The sequence below is a fragment of the Klebsiella sp. MPUS7 genome, assembly GCF_009905335.1.
Lineage (GTDB): Bacteria > Pseudomonadota > Gammaproteobacteria > Enterobacterales > Enterobacteriaceae > Klebsiella > Klebsiella grimontii.
This window is the reverse complement of sequence record NZ_CP047604.1, coordinates 5613003-5632014: the sequence shown is the minus strand read 5'-3', so window position 1 is coordinate 5632014 and position 19012 is coordinate 5613003. Positions and strand designations below refer to the sequence as shown.

The 19012-nt window shown below is 53.6% G+C and carries 12 protein-coding genes, 4 tRNA genes, 3 rRNA genes and 1 riboswitch; of the genes, 15 read left to right on the top strand and 4 right to left on the bottom strand.

Going from position 1 to position 19012, the window contains the following annotated elements:
• The first annotated feature begins 4 nt into the window (after window positions 1–4).
• From argB to oxyR, 3 genes are all read left to right on the top strand, one after another.
• Window positions 5–781 carry an acetylglutamate kinase gene (argB, locus tag GUC22_RS26360; RefSeq protein ID WP_086544362.1) on the top strand — a complete coding sequence of 259 codons (777 nt, stop codon included), beginning with the start codon at window positions 5–7 and terminating at the stop codon, window positions 779–781.
• Window positions 782–858: 77 nt separating this feature from the next.
• The gene (gene argH, locus GUC22_RS26355; protein WP_004870563.1) at window positions 859–2232 is read left to right on the top strand and encodes an argininosuccinate lyase; all 1374 of its coding nucleotides are present in this window, start codon (window positions 859–861) and stop codon (window positions 2230–2232) included.
• A 269-nt stretch (window positions 2233–2501) separates the two neighbouring features.
• Entirely contained in the window at window positions 2502–3419 is a 918-nt protein-coding gene (gene oxyR, locus GUC22_RS26350; protein ID WP_004127331.1) for a DNA-binding transcriptional regulator OxyR, read from the top strand.
• On the opposite strand, the gene sthA is transcribed toward oxyR, so the two are convergent.
• Entirely contained in the window at window positions 3402–4802 is a 1401-nt protein-coding gene (gene sthA / locus GUC22_RS26345) for a Si-specific NAD(P)(+) transhydrogenase (RefSeq protein WP_004116922.1), read from the bottom strand. The genes oxyR and sthA overlap by 18 nt on opposite strands.
• 196 nt (window positions 4803–4998) lie before the next feature.
• Between sthA and fabR the strand changes: the two genes are divergently transcribed.
• Both fabR and GUC22_RS26335 read left to right on the top strand, forming a co-directional pair.
• A complete protein-coding gene (gene fabR, locus GUC22_RS26340) occupies window positions 4999–5634 on the top strand; it encodes an HTH-type transcriptional repressor FabR (RefSeq protein ID WP_004107582.1) in 636 nt (211 codons plus the stop codon).
• Window positions 5635–5649: 15 nt separating this feature from the next.
• Window positions 5650–6009 (top strand): YijD family membrane protein, encoded by a 360-nt coding sequence (locus GUC22_RS26335; RefSeq protein ID WP_160183860.1) that lies wholly within the window; start codon window positions 5650–5652, stop codon window positions 6007–6009.
• Window positions 6010–6055: 46 nt separating this feature from the next.
• Here GUC22_RS26335 and trmA read toward each other — a convergent pair whose 3' ends face one another.
• The gene (gene trmA / locus GUC22_RS26330; protein ID WP_160183859.1) at window positions 6056–7156 is read right to left on the bottom strand and encodes a tRNA (uridine(54)-C5)-methyltransferase TrmA; all 1101 of its coding nucleotides are present in this window, start codon (window positions 7154–7156) and stop codon (window positions 6056–6058) included.
• Between the two features lie 116 nt (window positions 7157–7272).
• A riboswitch (cobalamin riboswitch) is annotated at window positions 7273–7455 on the top strand.
• 64 nt (window positions 7456–7519) lie between these two features.
• Here trmA and btuB point away from each other — a divergent pair.
• From btuB to GUC22_RS26285, 9 genes are all read left to right on the top strand, one after another.
• Window positions 7520–9388 (top strand): TonB-dependent vitamin B12 receptor BtuB, encoded by a 1869-nt coding sequence (gene btuB / locus GUC22_RS26325; RefSeq protein WP_032742227.1) that lies wholly within the window; start codon window positions 7520–7522, stop codon window positions 9386–9388.
• Complete coding sequence (gene murI / locus GUC22_RS26320) at window positions 9333–10187, top strand: glutamate racemase (protein WP_160183858.1); 855 nt, start codon at window positions 9333–9335, stop codon at window positions 10185–10187. Before btuB ends, murI begins: the two co-directional genes overlap by 56 nt.
• 378 nt (window positions 10188–10565) lie before the next feature.
• Window positions 10566–12105, top strand: a 16S ribosomal RNA gene (locus GUC22_RS26315).
• 71 nt (window positions 12106–12176) lie between these two features.
• Window positions 12177–12253, top strand: a tRNA-Ile gene (locus GUC22_RS26310).
• Window positions 12254–12361: 108 nt separating this feature from the next.
• Window positions 12362–12437: transfer RNA gene (locus tag GUC22_RS26305), tRNA-Ala, on the top strand.
• Window positions 12438–12615: 178 nt separating this feature from the next.
• Window positions 12616–15522, top strand: a 23S ribosomal RNA gene (locus tag GUC22_RS26300).
• Window positions 15523–15591: 69 nt separating this feature from the next.
• Window positions 15592–15707, top strand: a 5S ribosomal RNA gene (gene rrf / locus GUC22_RS26295).
• The 16S, 23S and 5S rRNA genes sit together here with 4 tRNA genes alongside, the layout of an rRNA operon.
• A gap of 55 nt (window positions 15708–15762) precedes the next feature.
• A tRNA-Asp gene (locus GUC22_RS26290) sits at window positions 15763–15839 on the top strand.
• Between the two features lie 54 nt (window positions 15840–15893).
• Window positions 15894–15969: transfer RNA gene (locus tag GUC22_RS26285), tRNA-Trp, on the top strand.
• Window positions 15970–16051: 82 nt separating this feature from the next.
• Here the strand turns inward: GUC22_RS26285 and hdfR are convergent.
• The gene (gene hdfR / locus GUC22_RS26280; RefSeq protein WP_024360645.1) at window positions 16052–16873 is read right to left on the bottom strand and encodes an HTH-type transcriptional regulator HdfR; all 822 of its coding nucleotides are present in this window, start codon (window positions 16871–16873) and stop codon (window positions 16052–16054) included.
• A 118-nt stretch (window positions 16874–16991) separates the two neighbouring features.
• Between hdfR and GUC22_RS26275 the strand changes: the two genes are divergently transcribed.
• Complete coding sequence (locus tag GUC22_RS26275; protein WP_004097464.1) at window positions 16992–17330, top strand: DUF413 domain-containing protein; 339 nt, start codon at window positions 16992–16994, stop codon at window positions 17328–17330.
• A 23-nt stretch (window positions 17331–17353) separates the two neighbouring features.
• Here GUC22_RS26275 and GUC22_RS26270 read toward each other — a convergent pair whose 3' ends face one another.
• Window positions 17354–18874 carry a YifB family Mg chelatase-like AAA ATPase gene (locus GUC22_RS26270; protein WP_049131529.1) on the bottom strand — a complete coding sequence of 507 codons (1521 nt, stop codon included), beginning with the start codon at window positions 18872–18874 and terminating at the stop codon, window positions 17354–17356.
• Between the last annotated feature and the right edge of the window lie 138 nt (window positions 18875–19012).

Below are 19012 nucleotides of genomic sequence, written 5' to 3'. Positions count from 1 at the left end.
TGTGATGATGAATCCTTTAATTATCAAACTCGGCGGCGTCCTGCTGGATAGCGAAGAAGCGCTGGAGCGCCTGTTTACGGCGCTGGTGAACTACCGCGAATCCCATCAGCGCCCGCTGATTATTGTGCACGGCGGCGGCTGCGTGGTGGATGAGCTCATGAAGCAGCTCAACCTGCCGGTAAATAAGAAAAACGGTCTGCGGGTCACGCCGGCGGATCAGATCGACATTATTACCGGCGCGCTGGCGGGAACTGCCAATAAAACGCTGCTGGCGTGGGCGAAGAAGCACGGCCTGGCTGCCGTTGGGCTATTCCTCGGCGACGGCGATAGCGTCAAAGTGACGCAGCTTGATGAAGAGCTCGGTCATGTCGGATTCGCTCAGCCGGGTTCTCCGGCGCTGATTAACACGCTGCTGGCGGGCGGTTATATGCCGGTCGTTAGCTCCATCGGCGTCACCGATGAAGGCGAGTTGATGAACGTCAACGCCGACCAGGCGGCGACCGCGCTGGCGGCAACGCTCGGCGCAGACCTGATTCTGCTGTCTGACGTGAGCGGCATTCTTGATGGCAAAGGGCAGCGCATTGCGGAAATGACCGCCGAGAAGGCTGAACAGCTGATCGAGCAGGGCATTATCACCGACGGCATGATCGTCAAAGTGAATGCGGCCCTGGACGCGGCGCGGACATTAGGCCGCCCGGTCGATATCGCCTCCTGGCGCCACGCGGAGCAGCTTCCGGCGCTGTTTAACGGCACGCCGATCGGCACGCGTATTCTGGCATAATCAATTTATCATTTTGTCGGCCCGGTAAGCGCAGCGCCGCCGGGCAATAAAATTCAAAGATATTAAGGAAGCATGTTATGGCACTTTGGGGTGGGCGTTTTACTCAGGCAGCGGATCAGCGGTTCAAACAGTTCAACGACTCTTTGCGCTTTGACTATCGCCTGGCGGAGCAGGATATCGTTGGCTCTGTCGCCTGGTCCAAAGCGCTGGTGACGGTGGGTGTTTTGACTGCTGATGAACAACAGCAGCTGGAAGAGGCGCTGAACATTCTGCTGGAAGACGTGCGGGCTAACCCGCAGCAGATCCTCGAAAGCGATGCGGAAGATATTCATAGCTGGGTGGAAGGTAAGCTGATCGACAAAGTCGGCCAGCTGGGCAAAAAGCTGCACACCGGGCGTAGCCGTAATGACCAGGTGGCGACCGACCTGAAGCTGTGGTGCAAAGATACCGTTGTGGAACTGCTGTCGGCGAATCGTCAGCTACAAAGCGCGCTGGTCGAGACGGCGGAGAATAACCAGGACGCCGTCATGCCGGGCTATACTCACCTGCAGCGCGCGCAGCCGGTGACGTTCGCCCACTGGTGTCTGGCCTATGTCGAAATGCTGGCGCGTGATGAAAGCCGTCTGCAGGATGCGCTTAAACGTCTGGACGTCAGCCCGCTGGGCTGCGGAGCGCTGGCGGGTACCGCCTATGAAATCGATCGTGAACAGCTTGCCGGCTGGCTGGGCTTCGCATCGGCGACCCGCAATAGCCTGGACAGCGTGTCCGATCGCGATCACGTACTGGAACTGCTGTCCGATGCCTCAATCGGTATGGTCCACCTGTCGCGTTTTGCCGAAGATCTGATCTTCTTCAATACCGGCGAAGCGGGCTTTGTTGAGCTTTCTGACCGCGTGACTTCTGGCTCATCCCTGATGCCGCAGAAGAAAAACCCGGATGCGCTGGAGCTGATCCGCGGTAAATGCGGCCGCGTGCAGGGCGCGCTGACCGGCATGATGATGACCCTCAAGGGGCTGCCGCTGGCCTACAATAAAGATATGCAGGAAGATAAAGAAGGGCTGTTTGACGCGCTTGATACCTGGCTCGACTGCCTGCATATGGCGGCGCTGGTGCTCGACGGTATTCAGGTAAAACGCCCGCGCTGCGAAGAAGCGGCGCAGCAGGGTTATGCGAATGCCACCGAACTGGCGGATTATCTGGTTGCTAAAGGCGTGCCGTTCCGTGAAGCGCACCATATTGTCGGTGAAGCGGTGGTCGAGGCCATTGCCCAGGGCAAGCCGCTGGAAGATCTGCCCCTGGCCGATTTACAGAAATTTAGCCGCGTTATCGCCGAGGATGTCTATCCAATCCTGTCGCTGCAGTCGTGTCTGGATAAGCGTGCGGCTAAAGGCGGCGTTTCTCCTCAGCAGGTTGCTCAGGCGATTGCCGACGCTAAACAGCGCCTGGTTTGAGTCGTCTGCGGGCTGCCTGTAAGGTGGTCAATATATGAAGCTCGGGCAACGCCCGGGCTTTTTTTATGCCAAAAAAAAGCGGACACAAGGTCCGCAAAAGTTCACGTTGGCTTTAGTTATCCGGGTAGAAAACTGTTGAGGAAGCGCGATGATTTTCTGCAGTTTTCCTCATTTATGGGTTTATTATTGAACAGAAACCTTGATAGGGATAATCGTTCGTTGCTATTCTATCTATCGCCATGGACTATCGTGGCGATGGAGGATGAATAATGAATATTCGCGATCTTGAATATCTGGTAGCGCTAGCCGAACACCGCCACTTCCGCCGTGCGGCGGATTCTTGCCACGTCAGCCAACCTACGCTTAGCGGGCAAATCCGTAAGCTGGAGGATGAGCTCGGCGTGATGTTGCTGGAACGCACCAGCCGTAAGGTTCTGTTCACCCAGGCAGGGCTGCTGCTGGTGGATCAGGCGCGTACCGTGCTACGCGAAGTCAAAGTGCTGAAGGAAATGGCAAGCCAGCAGGGAGAGACCATGTCCGGGCCGCTGCATATTGGGCTGATCCCGACGATTGGCCCTTATCTGCTGCCGTTGATTATCCCGATGCTGCATCAGACCTTTCCCAAGCTGGAAATGTACCTGCATGAAGCACAAACCCATCAGCTTTTAGCGCAGCTTGATAGCGGTAAGCTCGACTGCGCGATTCTGGCGCTGGTCAAAGAGAGCGAAGCGTTTATTGAGGTGCCGCTGTTTGATGAGCCCATGATGCTGGCTATTTACGAAGATCACCCGTGGGCGAACCGCGAGTGCGTGCCGATGTCGGACCTGGCCGGTGAAAAGCTGCTGATGCTGGAAGACGGCCACTGCCTGCGCGATCAGGCGATGGGTTTTTGCTTTGAAGCGGGCGCCGATGAAGATACGCATTTCCGGGCGACCAGCCTCGAAACGTTGCGTAACATGGTGGCTGCCGGTAGCGGCATCACGCTGCTGCCAGCCTTAGCCGTGCCGCAGGAGAGAAAGCGCGATGGCGTGGTCTATGTGCCCTGTATCAAGCCGGAACCGAGACGTACCGTGGGGCTGGTTTATCGCCCGGGTTCGCCGCTGCGTAGCCGCTATGAACATCTGGCAGAGGCCATCCGCGGGAAGATGGATGGCCATTTCGATACCGCGTTAAAACAGGCGGTTTAAGCCATTTAACGCGGCTACCCGATAGGCTTCCGCCATCGTCGGGTAGTTAAAGGTGGTGTTAACGAAGTACTCAATGGTGTTACCACCGCCTTTCTGCTCCATTATCGCCTGGCCGATGTGAATAATTTCGGCCGCGCGCTCGCCAAAGCAATGAATCCCAAGGATCTCTTTCGTTTCGCGATGAAACAGGATCTTCAGCGTACCGACGCTCATGCCGACAATCTGCGCTCGCGCCAGATGCTTGAACTGCGCGCGCCCTACCTCGTAAGGCACTTTCATGGCCGTCAGTTGCTGCTCGGTTTTGCCAACGGAGCTGATTTCCGGAATGGTGTAAATACCGGTAGGGATATCTTCAATCAGATGCGCCGAGGCTTCGCCTTTCACCAGCGCCTGGGCTGCGATGCGCCCCTGGTCGTAGGCGGCAGAGGCCAGGCTCGGGTAGCCAATCACATCGCCGACGGCATAAATATGCGGCAGGGCGGTTTGATACATGCTGTTGACCTTCAGCTGACCGCGGCTATCGGTTTGCAGGCCGATATTTTCCAGCGCCAGAGAGTCGGTATTCCCGGTGCGGCCGTTAGCGTACAGCAGGCAGTCCGCTTTGAGTTTTTTACCGGATTTCAGGTGCATGATGACGCCATCATCCACGCCCTCAATCTTTTCGTACTCTTCATTGTGGCGAATGACCACGCCGCTGTTCCAGAAGTGATAGGAGAGGGAGTCGGACATTTCCTGATCGAGAAACGCCAGCAGGCGATCGCGGGTGTTGATCAGATCCACCTTCACTTCCATTCCGCGGAAGATCGACGCATATTCGCAGCCGATCACCCCGGCCCCATAAATGATCACATGGCGCGGTTCGTGGTGCAGGCTCAGGATCGAGTCGCTGTCATAAATGCGCGGGTGATGGAAGTCGACGTCTGCCGGATGGTACGGGCGTGAACCACAGGCAATCACGAACTTTTCCGCCGTCACCGTTTCCACGGTACCGTCGTGGCACTCCAGCGCGATAGTGTGCTCATCAACAAAATGGGCATTGCCCTGCAGGATTTCGCAGTGGTTACGCTCATAGAAACCCTGACGCATATGGGTTTGCTGGTTAATGACGCTGTCTGCATGGTTCAGGATGTCGGCGAAGGAAGAACGAAGAAGACGGGAATGGTCGCTGTAGAGGGGATTTTGGTTAAACTCGATAATACGGCTGACGGCATGGCGGAGGGCTTTTGACGGGATGGTACCCCAGTGGGTACAACCGCCGCCGACGTTATGGTAGCGCTCAATGACGGCAACGCGTGCTCCCTGTTTCACCAGCCCCATGGCGGCACCTTCTCCGCCAGGACCGGAACCAATCACAATTGCATCATAATCCCAAGAGTGTGACATGGCATTACTCACCTGTTTTATACATAAAATAAACACGATGATAACATTCGCCGCGCTTTAACCCAATTATCGTTGTGCTTTTTTGCGGCATAAAAGCAGAAACAGCTCGTAAACAATCATTCACAATCCAGTGTAAACCGATTGGTTCTGATCTCTGGTATAGTGCCGGAAGGGCTTATGGAAGGATTCAGACAACGTGATGGGCGTAAGAGCGCAACAAAAAGAAAAAACCCGGCGTTCGCTGGTGGAAGCGGCATTTAGTCAGCTAAGCGCTGAACGCAGTTTTGCCAGCTTAAGCCTGCGCGAAGTTGCGCGGGAAGCGGGGATCGCCCCGACGTCCTTCTATCGCCATTTTCGTGATGTCGATGAGCTTGGTCTGACCATGGTGGATGAAAGCGGGCTTATGCTGCGCCAGCTGATGCGCCAGGCGCGCCAGCGTATTGCGAAAGGCGGCAGCGTCATTCGCACCTCTGTTTCCACCTTTATGGAATTTATTGGCAACAATCCGAACGCCTTCCGCCTGCTGCTGCGGGAACGATCCGGTACGTCTGCGGCGTTTCGCGCCGCCGTGGCGCGTGAAATTCAGCATTTTATCGCGGAACTTGCCGACTATTTAGAAATCGAAAACCATATGCCGCGCGCCTTTACCGAAGCGCAGGCTGAAGCTATGGTCACCATCGTATTTAGCGCTGGCGCCGAGGCTCTCGATGTGGGCCCGGAGCAGCGTCGACAGCTGGAAGAACGCCTGGTGCTGCAGCTCAGAATGATCTCGAAAGGCGCGTATTACTGGTATCGCCGTGAACAAGAAAAAATATCAAATCATTCCGAATAACGTGAAGGACGAGCAATGAAACACTCAGTACAAGATAGAGGTACGCTGCTGCTGGCGCTGATCGCAGGTTTATCCATTAATGGAGCCTTCGCCGCGCTGTTCAGCTCCATTGTCCCTTTTTCCATCTTCCCCATTTTGTCGTTGGTGCTGACGGTTTACTGCCTGCATCAGCGCTATCAGAATCGTAGTATGCCCGTGGGTTTGCCGGGGCTTGCCGCAGCCTGCTTTATTCTCGGCGTGCTGGTTTACAGCACCGTCGTGCGCGCGGAATATCCGGACATCGGCTCTAACTTCTTCCCGGCGGTTCTGTCGGTGATTATGGTGTTCTGGATTGGCTACAAGTTGCGCAACCGCAAGAACGCGGTCGCGGAATAATCTCTCCCCCGGCAACAGCGTTGTTGCCGGGTTTTCTCGCCCGACGTTACTTCTTCGTCAACAGCACGCCGCATTCCATATGATGGGTATACGGGAACTGGTCGAACAGCGCCAGGCGCGCGATCTCGTGGGTCTCACTGAGCGTTTCCAGGTTCTGGCATAGGGTCTCAGGATTGCAGGAGATATACAGAATACGCGGGTACGCCTGCACCATTTTCTCCGTCTCGCTATCCAGCCCGCTGCGCGGCGGATCGACAAAAATCGTCTCGCACTGATAGCTCTTCAGGTCGATTCCCTGTAGACGATTAAACTGCCGTACGCCGTTCATCGCCTGGGTAAACTCTTCCGCCGACATCCGGATAATCTGCACGTTATCAATGTGGTTCGCTGCAATATTGTATTGCGCCGCCGCGACGGACGGTTTGGCGATTTCCGTTGCCAGCACGCGTTCGAAATTACGCGCCAGCGCCAGCGAAAAGTTGCCGTTACCGCAGTACAGTTCAAGCAGGTCGCCGGTTGCACCTTTGGTGGCATCGATAGCCCACTCCAGCATCTGGACGTTCATCGCCGCGTTCGGCTGGGTGAAGCTATTCTCAACCTGACGATAGATCATTTCGCGCCCGCCAACCGGTAAGCGTTCATCGATATAGTCCTGATCCAGCTCGATTTTCGTCTTCGTGGCGCGGCCAATCAGGTGCACATTCAGATTTTGCGCCCGCAGCGCATCGCGGAAGCGCTCCGCCTGCTGACGCCATTCATCTTCGAGCTTCTTATGATACAGCAGCGATATCACGGCCTGATTACTCAGGGTGGTCAGATAATCCACCTGAAACAGTTTATGACGCAGTACCGGGTTATCGCGTACGCCTTCAATCACTGCGGCCATCAGCTGATTAATCAGCTCGCTGGCGGCCGGGAAGGTATCGACGCGGATACGGGATTTGGTCTGCTGATCGAACATAATGTGGTACAGATCGTCGCCATCGTGCCACAGACGGAACTCTGCGCGCATACGATAGTGGCTGACCGGCGAACGAAACACTTCCGGAACCTGGGCGCTGAAAGGCGCCATCATTTTCTGCAAACGGACGACTTTTTCTGCCAGCTGCGCTTCATATTGTTCGGTAGGAAGGTGTTCGGGGGTCATGATGCATCCTGAATAAAATAAGTACGCGGGGATTGTAGGGAAAGCGCCGGGGATGTCCAGCCCTGATGATATAAGGAAATATAACGGTAGAAGTCTGGACATCTATATGTTTCTAATTATAGCATCGTGTTACCGGTCCTATGAGTTAATAGGGAATCCAGTGTAAATCTGGAGCTGACGCGCAGCGGTAAGGAAAAGTGGGATGAGCGCATTATGCAGACACTGCGGTTATTTAGCGGGAAGTCCTCATCCATCAAACACTCCAAGCCCGAAGACCTGCCGGAATACGTCGCATTTGGTTTCTATCATCGCGTGCTACTGATAGAGCCGGCGGCATCCTTTGTTTATTACGGATGCTTTAAAATGATTAAAAAAGCTTCGCTGATGACGGCGCTCTCCGTCACGGCTTTTTCCGGCTGGGCGCAGGACAGCAATTCAGACACACTGGTCGTTACGGCCAATCGTTTTCAACAGCCGGTGAATACGGTTCTTGCGCCGACCGATGTGGTTACCCGGGAAGATATCGAGCGCTGGCAGGCGAAAGATTTGAACGATGTGATGCGCCGATTGCCTGGCGTGGATGTCGCGCAAAATGGTGGCATGGGGCAATCCTCCTCTCTGTTTATCCGTGGTACTGAAGCCAAACAAGTTCTGGTGCTGGTTGACGGCGTTCCCATGGCCCGACCGGGAATTACAAATAACCCTGATTTGAATCAGATCCCTTTATCACTGGTACAGCGCGTCGAATATATCCGCGGCCCGCGTTCGGCGATTTATGGATCCGGGGCTATGGGCGGGGTGATTAACGTCATTACGCACTCTGATAAAGAACAATCCAAAATTACCGCTGGGGTAGGTTCTAAAGGTTACCAACAATATGACGGTACCCTGCGCCATCGCTTTGGCGATACGGTGGCGACGGTTGCGGGCTCCTATGAGGGTAATAAAGGCTTCAACGTTCAGCCTGGTTCAACCTGGGAGCACGACGGCGATCGCGACGGTTTTCGTAATAAAACGTTTTGGGGCAGCCTCGAGCATACATTTAACGAGAATTTTGACGGTTTCTTCCGCGGACACAGCTATACCAATAACTCTGATTACGATCTTGGAAGCCCGCCGTATAGCCCGGCCTACAGCGCCGATGAAAACCAGCTCTACAACCAAAGCTGGGATGCGGGGCTGAACTTTAATTCCGGTATCTACTCCTCTCAGCTTATCGCCAGCTACCAGAAGGTAAAGGACTACAACTACAGCAGTATCTATGGCCGTTACAACGATGGTACGACGCTCGACAGGATGACGCAGCGTAACCTGCAGTGGGGCAATAACGTTATTGTGGGTCATGGTTCTGTCAGCGCAGGGGTGGACTGGCAGCAGCAGCGGTTAACGTCATCAGACACGACGATGTCGGATACCTATAAACGTGACAATACGGGACTGTATCTGACGGGCCAGCAGCAGTTTGGCGATGTGACCCTCGAAGCTTCCGGGCGTGAAGACCACGATGAGCAGTTTGGCTGGCATGGTACCTGGCAGACGACCGCAGGCTGGGAGTTTGTTGAAAACTATCGCCTGACCCTCGGCTACGGTACCGGCTTCCTTGCACCTTCTTTAGGACAACAGTTTGGTTCGACCCGATTTGGTATCAACGCGAATCCCAACCTGAAGCCTGAAGAGTCGAAGCAGTGGGAAGCGGGGCTGGAAGGGCTCACAGGTCCCGTGGACTGGCGCTTGTCGGCATACCATTACAAGATTACTAACCTGATTACCTATTACTCCGATCCTGTCACCTATGAAGGGGAGTACGACAATATTAATGCCGCGACGATTAAAGGCGTGGAGTGGACGGGAAGTGTCGATACCGGTATTTTCAGCCATCGCGTAACGTTGCAGTATGTCGATCCGCGTAACGATGATAACGGTGAAGTGCTGGCCCGACGTTCTAAACGACAGGCAAAGTATCAGCTGGACTGGTCCGTGTTTGATGTCGATATGGATGTGTCCTGGCAGTATTATGGGAAGCGCTACGATAACAACACCTCCCAGTACAACAATACGCAAAGGATTTTGCCGAGCTACAGCACGGTAGACGTTTCTGCATCGTATCCGATCACCGATCGCCTGACAGTTCGTGGTAAAATAGCTAACCTGTTCGATAAAGATTACGAGACAGCTTATGGCTACCAAACTGCAGGACGAGAATACTACTTGTCTGGCAGCTACACCTTCTGATCCACGTCCCACCGTGCTGGTGTTTGATTCCGGCGTCGGTGGGCTGTCGGTTTACAACGAGATTCGGCAGCTTCTGCCGGATCTGCATTATATTTACGCTTTCGACAACGTTGCTTTCCCCTACGGCGAGAAGAGCGAAGCGTTTATTGTTGAACGCGTTCTGGAGATTGTGACTGCGGTTCAGCAGCGCTATCCGCTGGCGCTGGCCGTTATTGCCTGTAACACCGCAAGTACCGTTTCCCTCCCCGCATTACGCGATAAATTCGCCTTTCCGGTTGTCGGCGTCGTTCCGGCGATAAAACCCGCGGCACGCTTAACGGCGAATGGCATTGTTGGCCTGCTGGCAACGCGCGGAACGGTAAAACGTCCTTATACGCGCGAACTGATCTCCCGCTTTGCGAATGAATGCAAAATCGAAATGCTGGGGTCGGCAGAGCTGGTGGAGCTGGCGGAGGCTAAGCTCCACGGTGAGCCGGTCCCGCTGGATGAACTGCGGCGTATCCTGCGTCCCTGGCTGCGAATGCAGGAACCGCCTGATACGGTTGTGCTGGGGTGTACGCATTTCCCTCTAATACAAGAAGAGCTGCAGCAGGTTCTGCCGGAGGGGACGAGAATGATCGACTCCGGGGCGGCGATTGCGCGTCGCACGGCCTGGCTATTAGAGCACGAAGCGCCTGACGCAAAATCGAGTGATGCCAATATTGCCTACTGTATGGCGCTGACGCCTGAAACCGAACAGCTTTTGAGCGTTTTGCGGCGCTACGGCTTCGAATCGCTGGAAAAATTACCGCTTTCATAGCGTTTTGCACAAAAAAGAGACGGTTGAAATATTTTTTGAAAACAGGGCTTGTCAACGTCTCAGAACTCCCTATAATGCGCCTCCACTGACACGGAACAACGGCACGCAAGCCGCCGGGTCAGCGGGATTCAGCGATGAATGCCGGCAGAGAAAAGCAAAATTAAACGCTTGACTCTGAATGAGGAAAACGTATTATACGGGACCTCGCAACGGTGAGCGAAAGCCGCGTTGCACTGCTCTTTAACAATTTATCAGACAATCTGTGTGGGCACTCAAAGTGACATGGATTCTTAACGTCTTCGGACGAAAAATGAATACCAAGTCTCTGAGTGAACATACGTAATTCATTACGAAGTTTAATTCACGAGCATCAAACTTAAATTGAAGAGTTTGATCATGGCTCAGATTGAACGCTGGCGGCAGGCCTAACACATGCAAGTCGAACGGTAGCACAGAGAGCTTGCTCTCGGGTGACGAGTGGCGGACGGGTGAGTAATGTCTGGGAAACTGCCTGATGGAGGGGGATAACTACTGGAAACGGTAGCTAATACCGCATAACGTCGCAAGACCAAAGAGGGGGACCTTCGGGCCTCTTGCCATCAGATGTGCCCAGATGGGATTAGCTAGTAGGTGGGGTAACGGCTCACCTAGGCGACGATCCCTAGCTGGTCTGAGAGGATGACCAGCCACACTGGAACTGAGACACGGTCCAGACTCCTACGGGAGGCAGCAGTGGGGAATATTGCACAATGGGCGCAAGCCTGATGCAGCCATGCCGCGTGTATGAAGAAGGCCTTCGGGTTGTAAAGTACTTTCAGCGGGGAGGAAGGCGATAAGGTTAATAACCTTGTCGATTGACGTTACCCGCAGAAGAAGCACCGGCTAACTCCGTGCCAGCAGCCGCGGTAATACGGAGGGTGCAAGCGTTAATCGGAATTACTGGGCGTAAAGCGCACGCAGGCGGTCTGTCAAGTCGGATGTGAAATCCCCGGGCTCAACCTGGGAACTGCATTCGAAACTGGCAGGCTGGAGTCTTGTAGAGGGGGGTAGAATTCCAGGTGTAGCGGTGAAATGCGTAGAGATCTGGAGGAATACCGGTGGCGAAGGCGGCCCCCTGGACAAAGACTGACGCTCAGGTGCGAAAGCGTGGGGAGCAAACAGGATTAGATACCCTGGTAGTCCACGCTGTAAACGATGTCGACTTGGAGGTTGTTCCCTTGAGGAGTGGCTTCCGGAGCTAACGCGTTAAGTCGACCGCCTGGGGAGTACGGCCGCAAGGTTAAAACTCAAATGAATTGACGGGGGCCCGCACAAGCGGTGGAGCATGTGGTTTAATTCGATGCAACGCGAAGAACCTTACCTACTCTTGACATCCACGGAACTTAGCAGAGATGCTTTGGTGCCTTCGGGAACCGTGAGACAGGTGCTGCATGGCTGTCGTCAGCTCGTGTTGTGAAATGTTGGGTTAAGTCCCGCAACGAGCGCAACCCTTATCCTTTGTTGCCAGCGGTCCGGCCGGGAACTCAAAGGAGACTGCCAGTGATAAACTGGAGGAAGGTGGGGATGACGTCAAGTCATCATGGCCCTTACGAGTAGGGCTACACACGTGCTACAATGGCATATACAAAGAGAAGCGACCTCGCGAGAGCAAGCGGACCTCATAAAGTATGTCGTAGTCCGGATTGGAGTCTGCAACTCGACTCCATGAAGTCGGAATCGCTAGTAATCGTGGATCAGAATGCCACGGTGAATACGTTCCCGGGCCTTGTACACACCGCCCGTCACACCATGGGAGTGGGTTGCAAAAGAAGTAGGTAGCTTAACCTTCGGGAGGGCGCTTACCACTTTGTGATTCATGACTGGGGTGAAGTCGTAACAAGGTAACCGTAGGGGAACCTGCGGTTGGATCACCTCCTTACCTGAAAGAACCTGCCTTTGTAGTGTCCACACAGATTGTCTGATGAAAAATAAGCAGTAAAAAATCTCTGCAGGCTTGTAGCTCAGGTGGTTAGAGCGCACCCCTGATAAGGGTGAGGTCGGTGGTTCAAGTCCACTCAGGCCTACCAAATTTCTGCTGATGCTGCGTTGCGGCGACACTCACATACTCTAAGTATGCTTCGTGTCACCACGCCTTGCTTCAACAGAAATTAAGGTTGATGAGATTTCACTACGATGGGGCTATAGCTCAGCTGGGAGAGCGCCTGCTTTGCACGCAGGAGGTCTGCGGTTCGATCCCGCATAGCTCCACCATCTTTACTGCACACCACAAGAAAACTTCAGAGTGTACCTGAAAAGGTTCACTGCGAAGTTTTGCTCTTTAAAAATCTGGATCAAGCTGAAAATTGAAACGACACACAGCTAATGTGTGTTCGAGTCTCTCAAATTTTCGCGACACGATGATGTTTTACGAAACATCTTCGGGTTGTGAGGTTAAGCGACTAAGCGTACACGGTGGATGCCCTGGCAGTCAGAGGCGATGAAGGACGTGCTAATCTGCGAAAAGCGTCGGTAAGGTGATATGAACCGTTATAGCCGGCGATGTCCGAATGGGGAAACCCAGTGCAATTCGTTGCACTATCGTTTGATGAATACATAGTCAAACGAGGCGAACCGGGGGAACTGAAACATCTAAGTACCCCGAGGAAAAGAAATCAACCGAGATTCCCCCAGTAGCGGCGAGCGAACGGGGAGCAGCCCGGAGTCTGAATCAGCTTGTGTGTTAGTGGAAGCGTCTGGAAAGTCGCAGGGTACAGGGTGATACTCCCGTACACTAAAACACACAGGCTGTGAACTCGAAGAGTAGGGCGGGACACGTGGTATCCTGTCTGAATATGGGGGGACCATCCTCCAAGGCTAAATACTCCTGACTGACCGATAGTGAACCAGTACCGTGAGGGAAAGGCGAAAAGAACCCCGGCGAGGGGAGTGAAAAAGAACCTGAAACCGTGTACGTACAAGCAGTAGGAGCCTCTTTATGGGGTGACTGCGTACCTTTTGTATAATGGGTCAGCGACTTATATTCTGTAGCAAGGTTAACCGTATAGGGGAGCCGCAGGGAAACCGAGTCTTAACTGGGCGTTAAGTTGCAGGGTATAGACCCGAAACCCGGTGATCTAGCCATGGGCAGGTTGAAGGTTGGGTAACACTAACTGGAGGACCGAACCGACTAATGTTGAAAAATTAGCGGATGACTTGTGGCTGGGGGTGAAAGGCCAATCAAACCGGGAGATAGCTGGTTCTCCCCGAAAGCTATTTAGGTAGCGCCTCGTGAACTCATCTTCGGGGGTAGAGCACTGTTTCGGCTAGGGGGTCATCCCGACTTACCAACCCGATGCAAACTACGAATACCGAAGAATGTTATCACGGGAGACACACGGCGGGTGCTAACGTCCGTCGTGAAGAGGGAAACAACCCAGACCGCCAGCTAAGGTCCCAAAGTCATGGTTAAGTGGGAAACGATGTGGGAAGGCCCAGACAGCCAGGATGTTGGCTTAGAAGCAGCCATCATTTAAAGAAAGCGTAATAGCTCACTGGTCGAGTCGGCCTGCGCGGAAGATGTAACGGGGCTAAACCATGCACCGAAGCTGCGGCAGCGACACTATGTGTTGTTGGGTAGGGGAGCGTTCTGTAAGCCGTTGAAGGTGGCCTGTGAGGGTTGCTGGAGGTATCAGAAGTGCGAATGCTGACATAAGTAACGATAATGCGGGTGAAAAACCCGCACGCCGGAAGACCAAGGGTTCCTGTCCAACGTTAATCGGGGCAGGGTGAGTCGACCCCTAAGGCGAGGCCGAAAGGCGTAGTCGATGGGAAACAGGTTAATATTCCTGTACTCGGTGTTACTGCGAAGGGGGGACGGAGAAGGCTATGTTGGCCGGGCGACGGTTGTCCCGGTTTAAGCATGTAGGCGGATGTTCCAGGTAAATCCGGAACGTTATTAACGCTGAGGTGTGATGACGAGGCACTACGGTGCTGAAGTGACAAATGCCCTGCTTCCAGGAAAAGCCTCTAAGCATCAGGTAACATCAAATCGTACCCCAAACCGACACAGGTGGTCAGGTAGAGAATACCAAGGCGCTTGAGAGAACTCGGGTGAAGGAACTAGGCAAAATGGTGCCGTAACTTCGGGAGAAGGCACGCTGATATGTAGGTGAAGTGGTTTACCCATGGAGCTGAAATCAGTCGAAGATACCAGCTGGCTGCAACTGTTTATTAAAAACACAGCACTGTGCAAACACGAAAGTGGACGTATACGGTGTGACGCCTGCCCGGTGCCGGAAGGTTAATTGATGGGGTTATCCGTAAGGAGAAGCTCTTGATCGAAGCCCCGGTAAACGGCGGCCGTAACTATAACGGTCCTAAGGTAGCGAAATTCCTTGTCGGGTAAGTTCCGACCTGCACGAATGGCGTAATGATGGCCAGGCTGTCTCCACCCGAGACTCAGTGAAATTGAACTCGCTGTGAAGATGCAGTGTACCCGCGGCAAGACGGAAAGACCCCGTGAACCTTTACTATAGCTTGACACTGAACACTGGTCCTTGATGTGTAGGATAGGTGGGAGGCTTTGAAGCGTGGACGCCAGTCTGCGTGGAGCCATCCTTGAAATACCACCCTTTAATGGCTGGTGTTCTAACGTGGGCCCCTAATCGGGGTTGCGGACAGTGTCTGGTGGGTAGTTTGACTGGGGCGGTCTCCTCCTAAAGAGTAACGGAGGAGCACGAAGGTCAGCTAATCCTGGTCGGACATCAGGAGGTTAGTGCAATGGCATAAGCTGGCTTGACTGCGAGCGTGACGGCGCGAGCAGGTGCGAAAGCAGGTCATAGTGATCCGGTGGTTCTGAATGGAAGGGCCATCGCTCAACGGATAAAAGGTACTCCGGGGATAACAGGCTGATACCGCCCAAGAGTTCATATCGACGGCGGTGTTTGGCACCTCGATGTCGGCTCATCACATCCTGGGGCTGAAGTAGGTCCCAAGGGTATGGCTGTTCGCCATTTAAAGTGGTACGCGAGCTGGGTTTAGAACGTCGTGAGACAGTTCGGTCCCTATCTGCCGTGGGCGCTGGAGAATTGAGGGGGGCTGCTCCTAGTACGAGAGGACCGGAGTGGACGCATCACTGGTGTTCGGGTTGTCATGCCAATGGCATTGCCCGGTAGCTAAATGCGGAAGAGATAAGTGCTGAAAGCATCTAAGCACGAAACTTGCCCCGAGATGAGTTCTCCCTGACTCCTTGAGAGTCCTGAAGGAACGTTGAAGACGACGACGTTGATAGGCCGGGTGTGTAAGCGCAGCGATGCGTTGAGCTAACCGGTACTAATGAACCGTGAGGCTTAACCTTACAACGCCGAAGATGTTTTGGCGGATTTGAGAGAAGATTTTCAGCCTGATACAGATTAAACAGAATTTGCCTGGCGGCAACAGCGCGGTGGTCCCACCTGACCCCATGCCGAACTCAGAAGTGAAACGCCGTAGCGCCGATGGTAGTGTGGGGTCTCCCCATGTGAGAGTAGGGAACTGCCAGGCATCAAATTAAGTAGTAAGCCGGTGCATTAATCCGGTGGTTACAGAAGTATTCGGTGGAGCGGTAGTTCAGTCGGTTAGAATACCTGCCTGTCACGCAGGGGGTCGCGGGTTCGAGTCCCGTCCGTTCCGCCACTTATTAAAAAAATTAAGCCTGCTGATAAAGCAGGCTTAATGATAAAAAAATTTAGGGGCGTAGCTCAGTTGGTAGAGCACCGGTCTCCAAAACCGGGTGTCGCGAGTTCGAGTCTCTCCGCCCCTGCCATATAATAATCCTTTGCTCAGGCAAAGGATTTTTTTTGCTTTAAATTTCCCGCCGATCCTCCTCCGTCCCTGGAGGAGTGCGTCTATCCCAATATATTGTGCTTCAGGATCTCACGAATCTGCGCTTGTTTGTCGCTGTTTTGTAGCCAAATTGCATAGAGGGGTCTTGAAAGCGTCGCACTGTCGGTCACCGTATGCAGGTTATTTTTCTCCTGCGCCCAGAGCACGGGCAACCATGTACAGCCCTTAAGGGCGCTGAGTTGCTGGTACGCTAATTCGGCAGAACTGGTGGTCAGCAGAGGAATATCATCATTTCCGATCAATCCGGCTTCATTTTGTTGAAAATCCGGCCCCCATTCCAGGCGTAAATAATTCAATTCATTCGTGTACTTAGCCGGTGATGAACAATAAAGCGCTAATGTAAAATTACCCAGTAACTGGCTGCTTAGTTCATCCATCTTCGGCGATTCTGTCGTGATCAAGAGATCAAGCTGGCGTTCATGCAGCTGTTTGACCAGCGATTGGCGCTGCGCAATCCGCGCCTCAAACTGGAGGTTATAGGGCTCCGTATAGAGCTTGCCCAGCCATCCGTTAAGCAGACATTCCCAGAGAGAAGCGCTGGCACCGATCGAAAATTCATTATGTCGGGAAGCATTCGCGACCTCCTTGCGCGCAGCTTGCCAGGTATTCATCAGGGTTTCGGCGTAGGGCAGCAGTTTCTCTCCGGCTGAAGTCAGACGGATATTATTACGATGACGGGTAAAAAGGTTCACCCCCAGCTGGTTCTCCAGCTGACGAATACGAAAGCTAACTGCTGACTGCGTCAGATAAAGCGCCTCTGCGGCTCGGCCAAAGTGGCGAGTTCTGCTCACCTCAAGGAAAGTCTTCAGCAATTCCGTATCCACACTCTTCTCCGCAAAATTATTTGTCGTGATGATTTAAATGTTTTGTTTGACGCTCTGTCAAGCGTAACTAATACTCCGCGCCATAATTAGCTCGGCCAAAGAATCAGGAGCGTGTAGGATGGCGGAAAGCTTTACGACAACTAATCGTTTTTTCGACAATAAAAATTATCCGCGCGGGTTTTCCCGTCATGGAGATTTCACCATCAAAGAGGCGCAACTGCTGGAACGTCATGGTTATGCCTTTAATGAACTCGAACTAGGTAAACGCGAGCCTGTCACCGACGATGAAAAACAGTTTGTTTCGGTATGCCGTGGTGAACGTGAGCCCGCAACGGAAGCAGAACGCGTCTGGATTAAGTACATGGCGCGCATTAAGCGTCCGAAGCGTTTCCATACTCTGTCCGGCGGCAAGCCGCAGGTGGAAGGTACGGAAGATTACACAGAAAGCGATGATTAAGAAAAAGGGCGTAAGCCCTTTTTTTACGCCATCATTTTTTGTAGATGGCTCAACATTCTGTCTATTGCCCTATAGCCGAGAGCCTCCTGCAGATGATGACGTTCGATGCAATCGACGGCTTCAATATCCGCAATAGTCCGGGAAACTTTAAGCAGGCGTTGCCAGGCGCGGATTGAAAGTCCAAGCTGAGTTAGCGTCTGCTCCAGCCAGATAGCGTCATCTTGATGAAGCCGGCAGCAGATTTTCATCTCATCATTTCCCAGATGCGCATTAAGTTTTTTCTGTCGTGATAGCTGTCTTTCGCGTGCGGCCAGAACACGTTGACGCACGCTGGCGCTACTTTCCTCCTCGTGTGTTCCCTGACTGAGTACTCCCGGCGGCGGAAGTGGGATCTCCAGAGAGAGATCGAACCGGTCGAGAAACGGGCCGGATAAACGGCCCAGGTAGCGTAGCGTCTGTTGTGGCGAGGCGCGATTATGCTGGCCCTGATAGTGCCCTGTCGGGCTGGGGTTCATCGCTGCAATAAGCTGGAAACGGGCCGGATAATCAATTTTGGCGCGCGTGCGAGAGATATGGATAACCCCTGACTCAATCGGTTCTCGTAACGCATCCAGTACCCTGCGTTCGAATTCAGGCAGCTCATCCAGAAACAGGACGCCATTATGGGCCAGCGAGATCTCTCCTGGTGCCGGAATTGAGCCGCCACCCACCATGGCCGCCAGGGAGGCGCTATGATGCGGGGCGCGAAAGGGCCTGCGACGCCAATTTTTCGTCGCACGCGTGGAATCGACCAGGCTATGTATTGCCGCGCTTTCCAGCGCCTCCTGGTTACTCAACGGCGGTAGCAGTCCCGGTAATCGACTGGCGAGCATCGTTTTACCGGTGCCGGGCGGGCCTATCATCAGCAGGTTGTGGCCACCTGCGGCGATAATTTCCAGCGCGCGTTTCCCCTGCTGCTGGCCAATAACATCACGCAGGTCAACCGGTGTATCATCCGAATACTCTCCTTCTGAGAGTGGATGAGTGAGGGGATTGCGACCTTCGAGAAAAGCGCAGACTTCCTGGAGATCGGTGGCGATAAGGCAGTCACTGCCGCCGATTAATCCTACCTCCGGAGAATTCTCATTAGAGATAACAATCTTCCGACCCGCTTTTATTGCCTCCATGGCGCTGGATATGGCACCAGGAACGCCACGCAGAGCGCCTGTAAGCGCCAGCTCGCCGACAAACTCATATTGATTTAGCCTGGTAGCATTTAGCTGCTCTGAGGCCACCAGAAGCGCGAGAGCGATAGGTAAATCATATCTTCCACCTTCTTTTGGCAGATCGGCCGGAGCCAGATTAATGGTGATTTTTTTCGCCGGATAAGCGTAGCCGCTGTTGATAATCGCACTACGTACCCGGTCACGCGCTTCTCTCACCGTTGTTTCCGGCAGCCCTACCATGGTCAGGCCAGGGAGTCCGTTGCTGATATGAACTTCAACCGTGATAAGCGGTGCGCCGATCCCGAGAGCGGCGCGGGTGTAAACAATGGCGAGTGACATAAAACCTCCTGAGAGCCAGGATTATGTCGGGGATCTGTTATCGAGTAATTCGGCAATATTAAATTTTACATGCTTGCTTCCAGCCAATTTTTGGCCCATTGCCACTTTGCACTCGCTTTGGATACTGGCTCGCAAAAC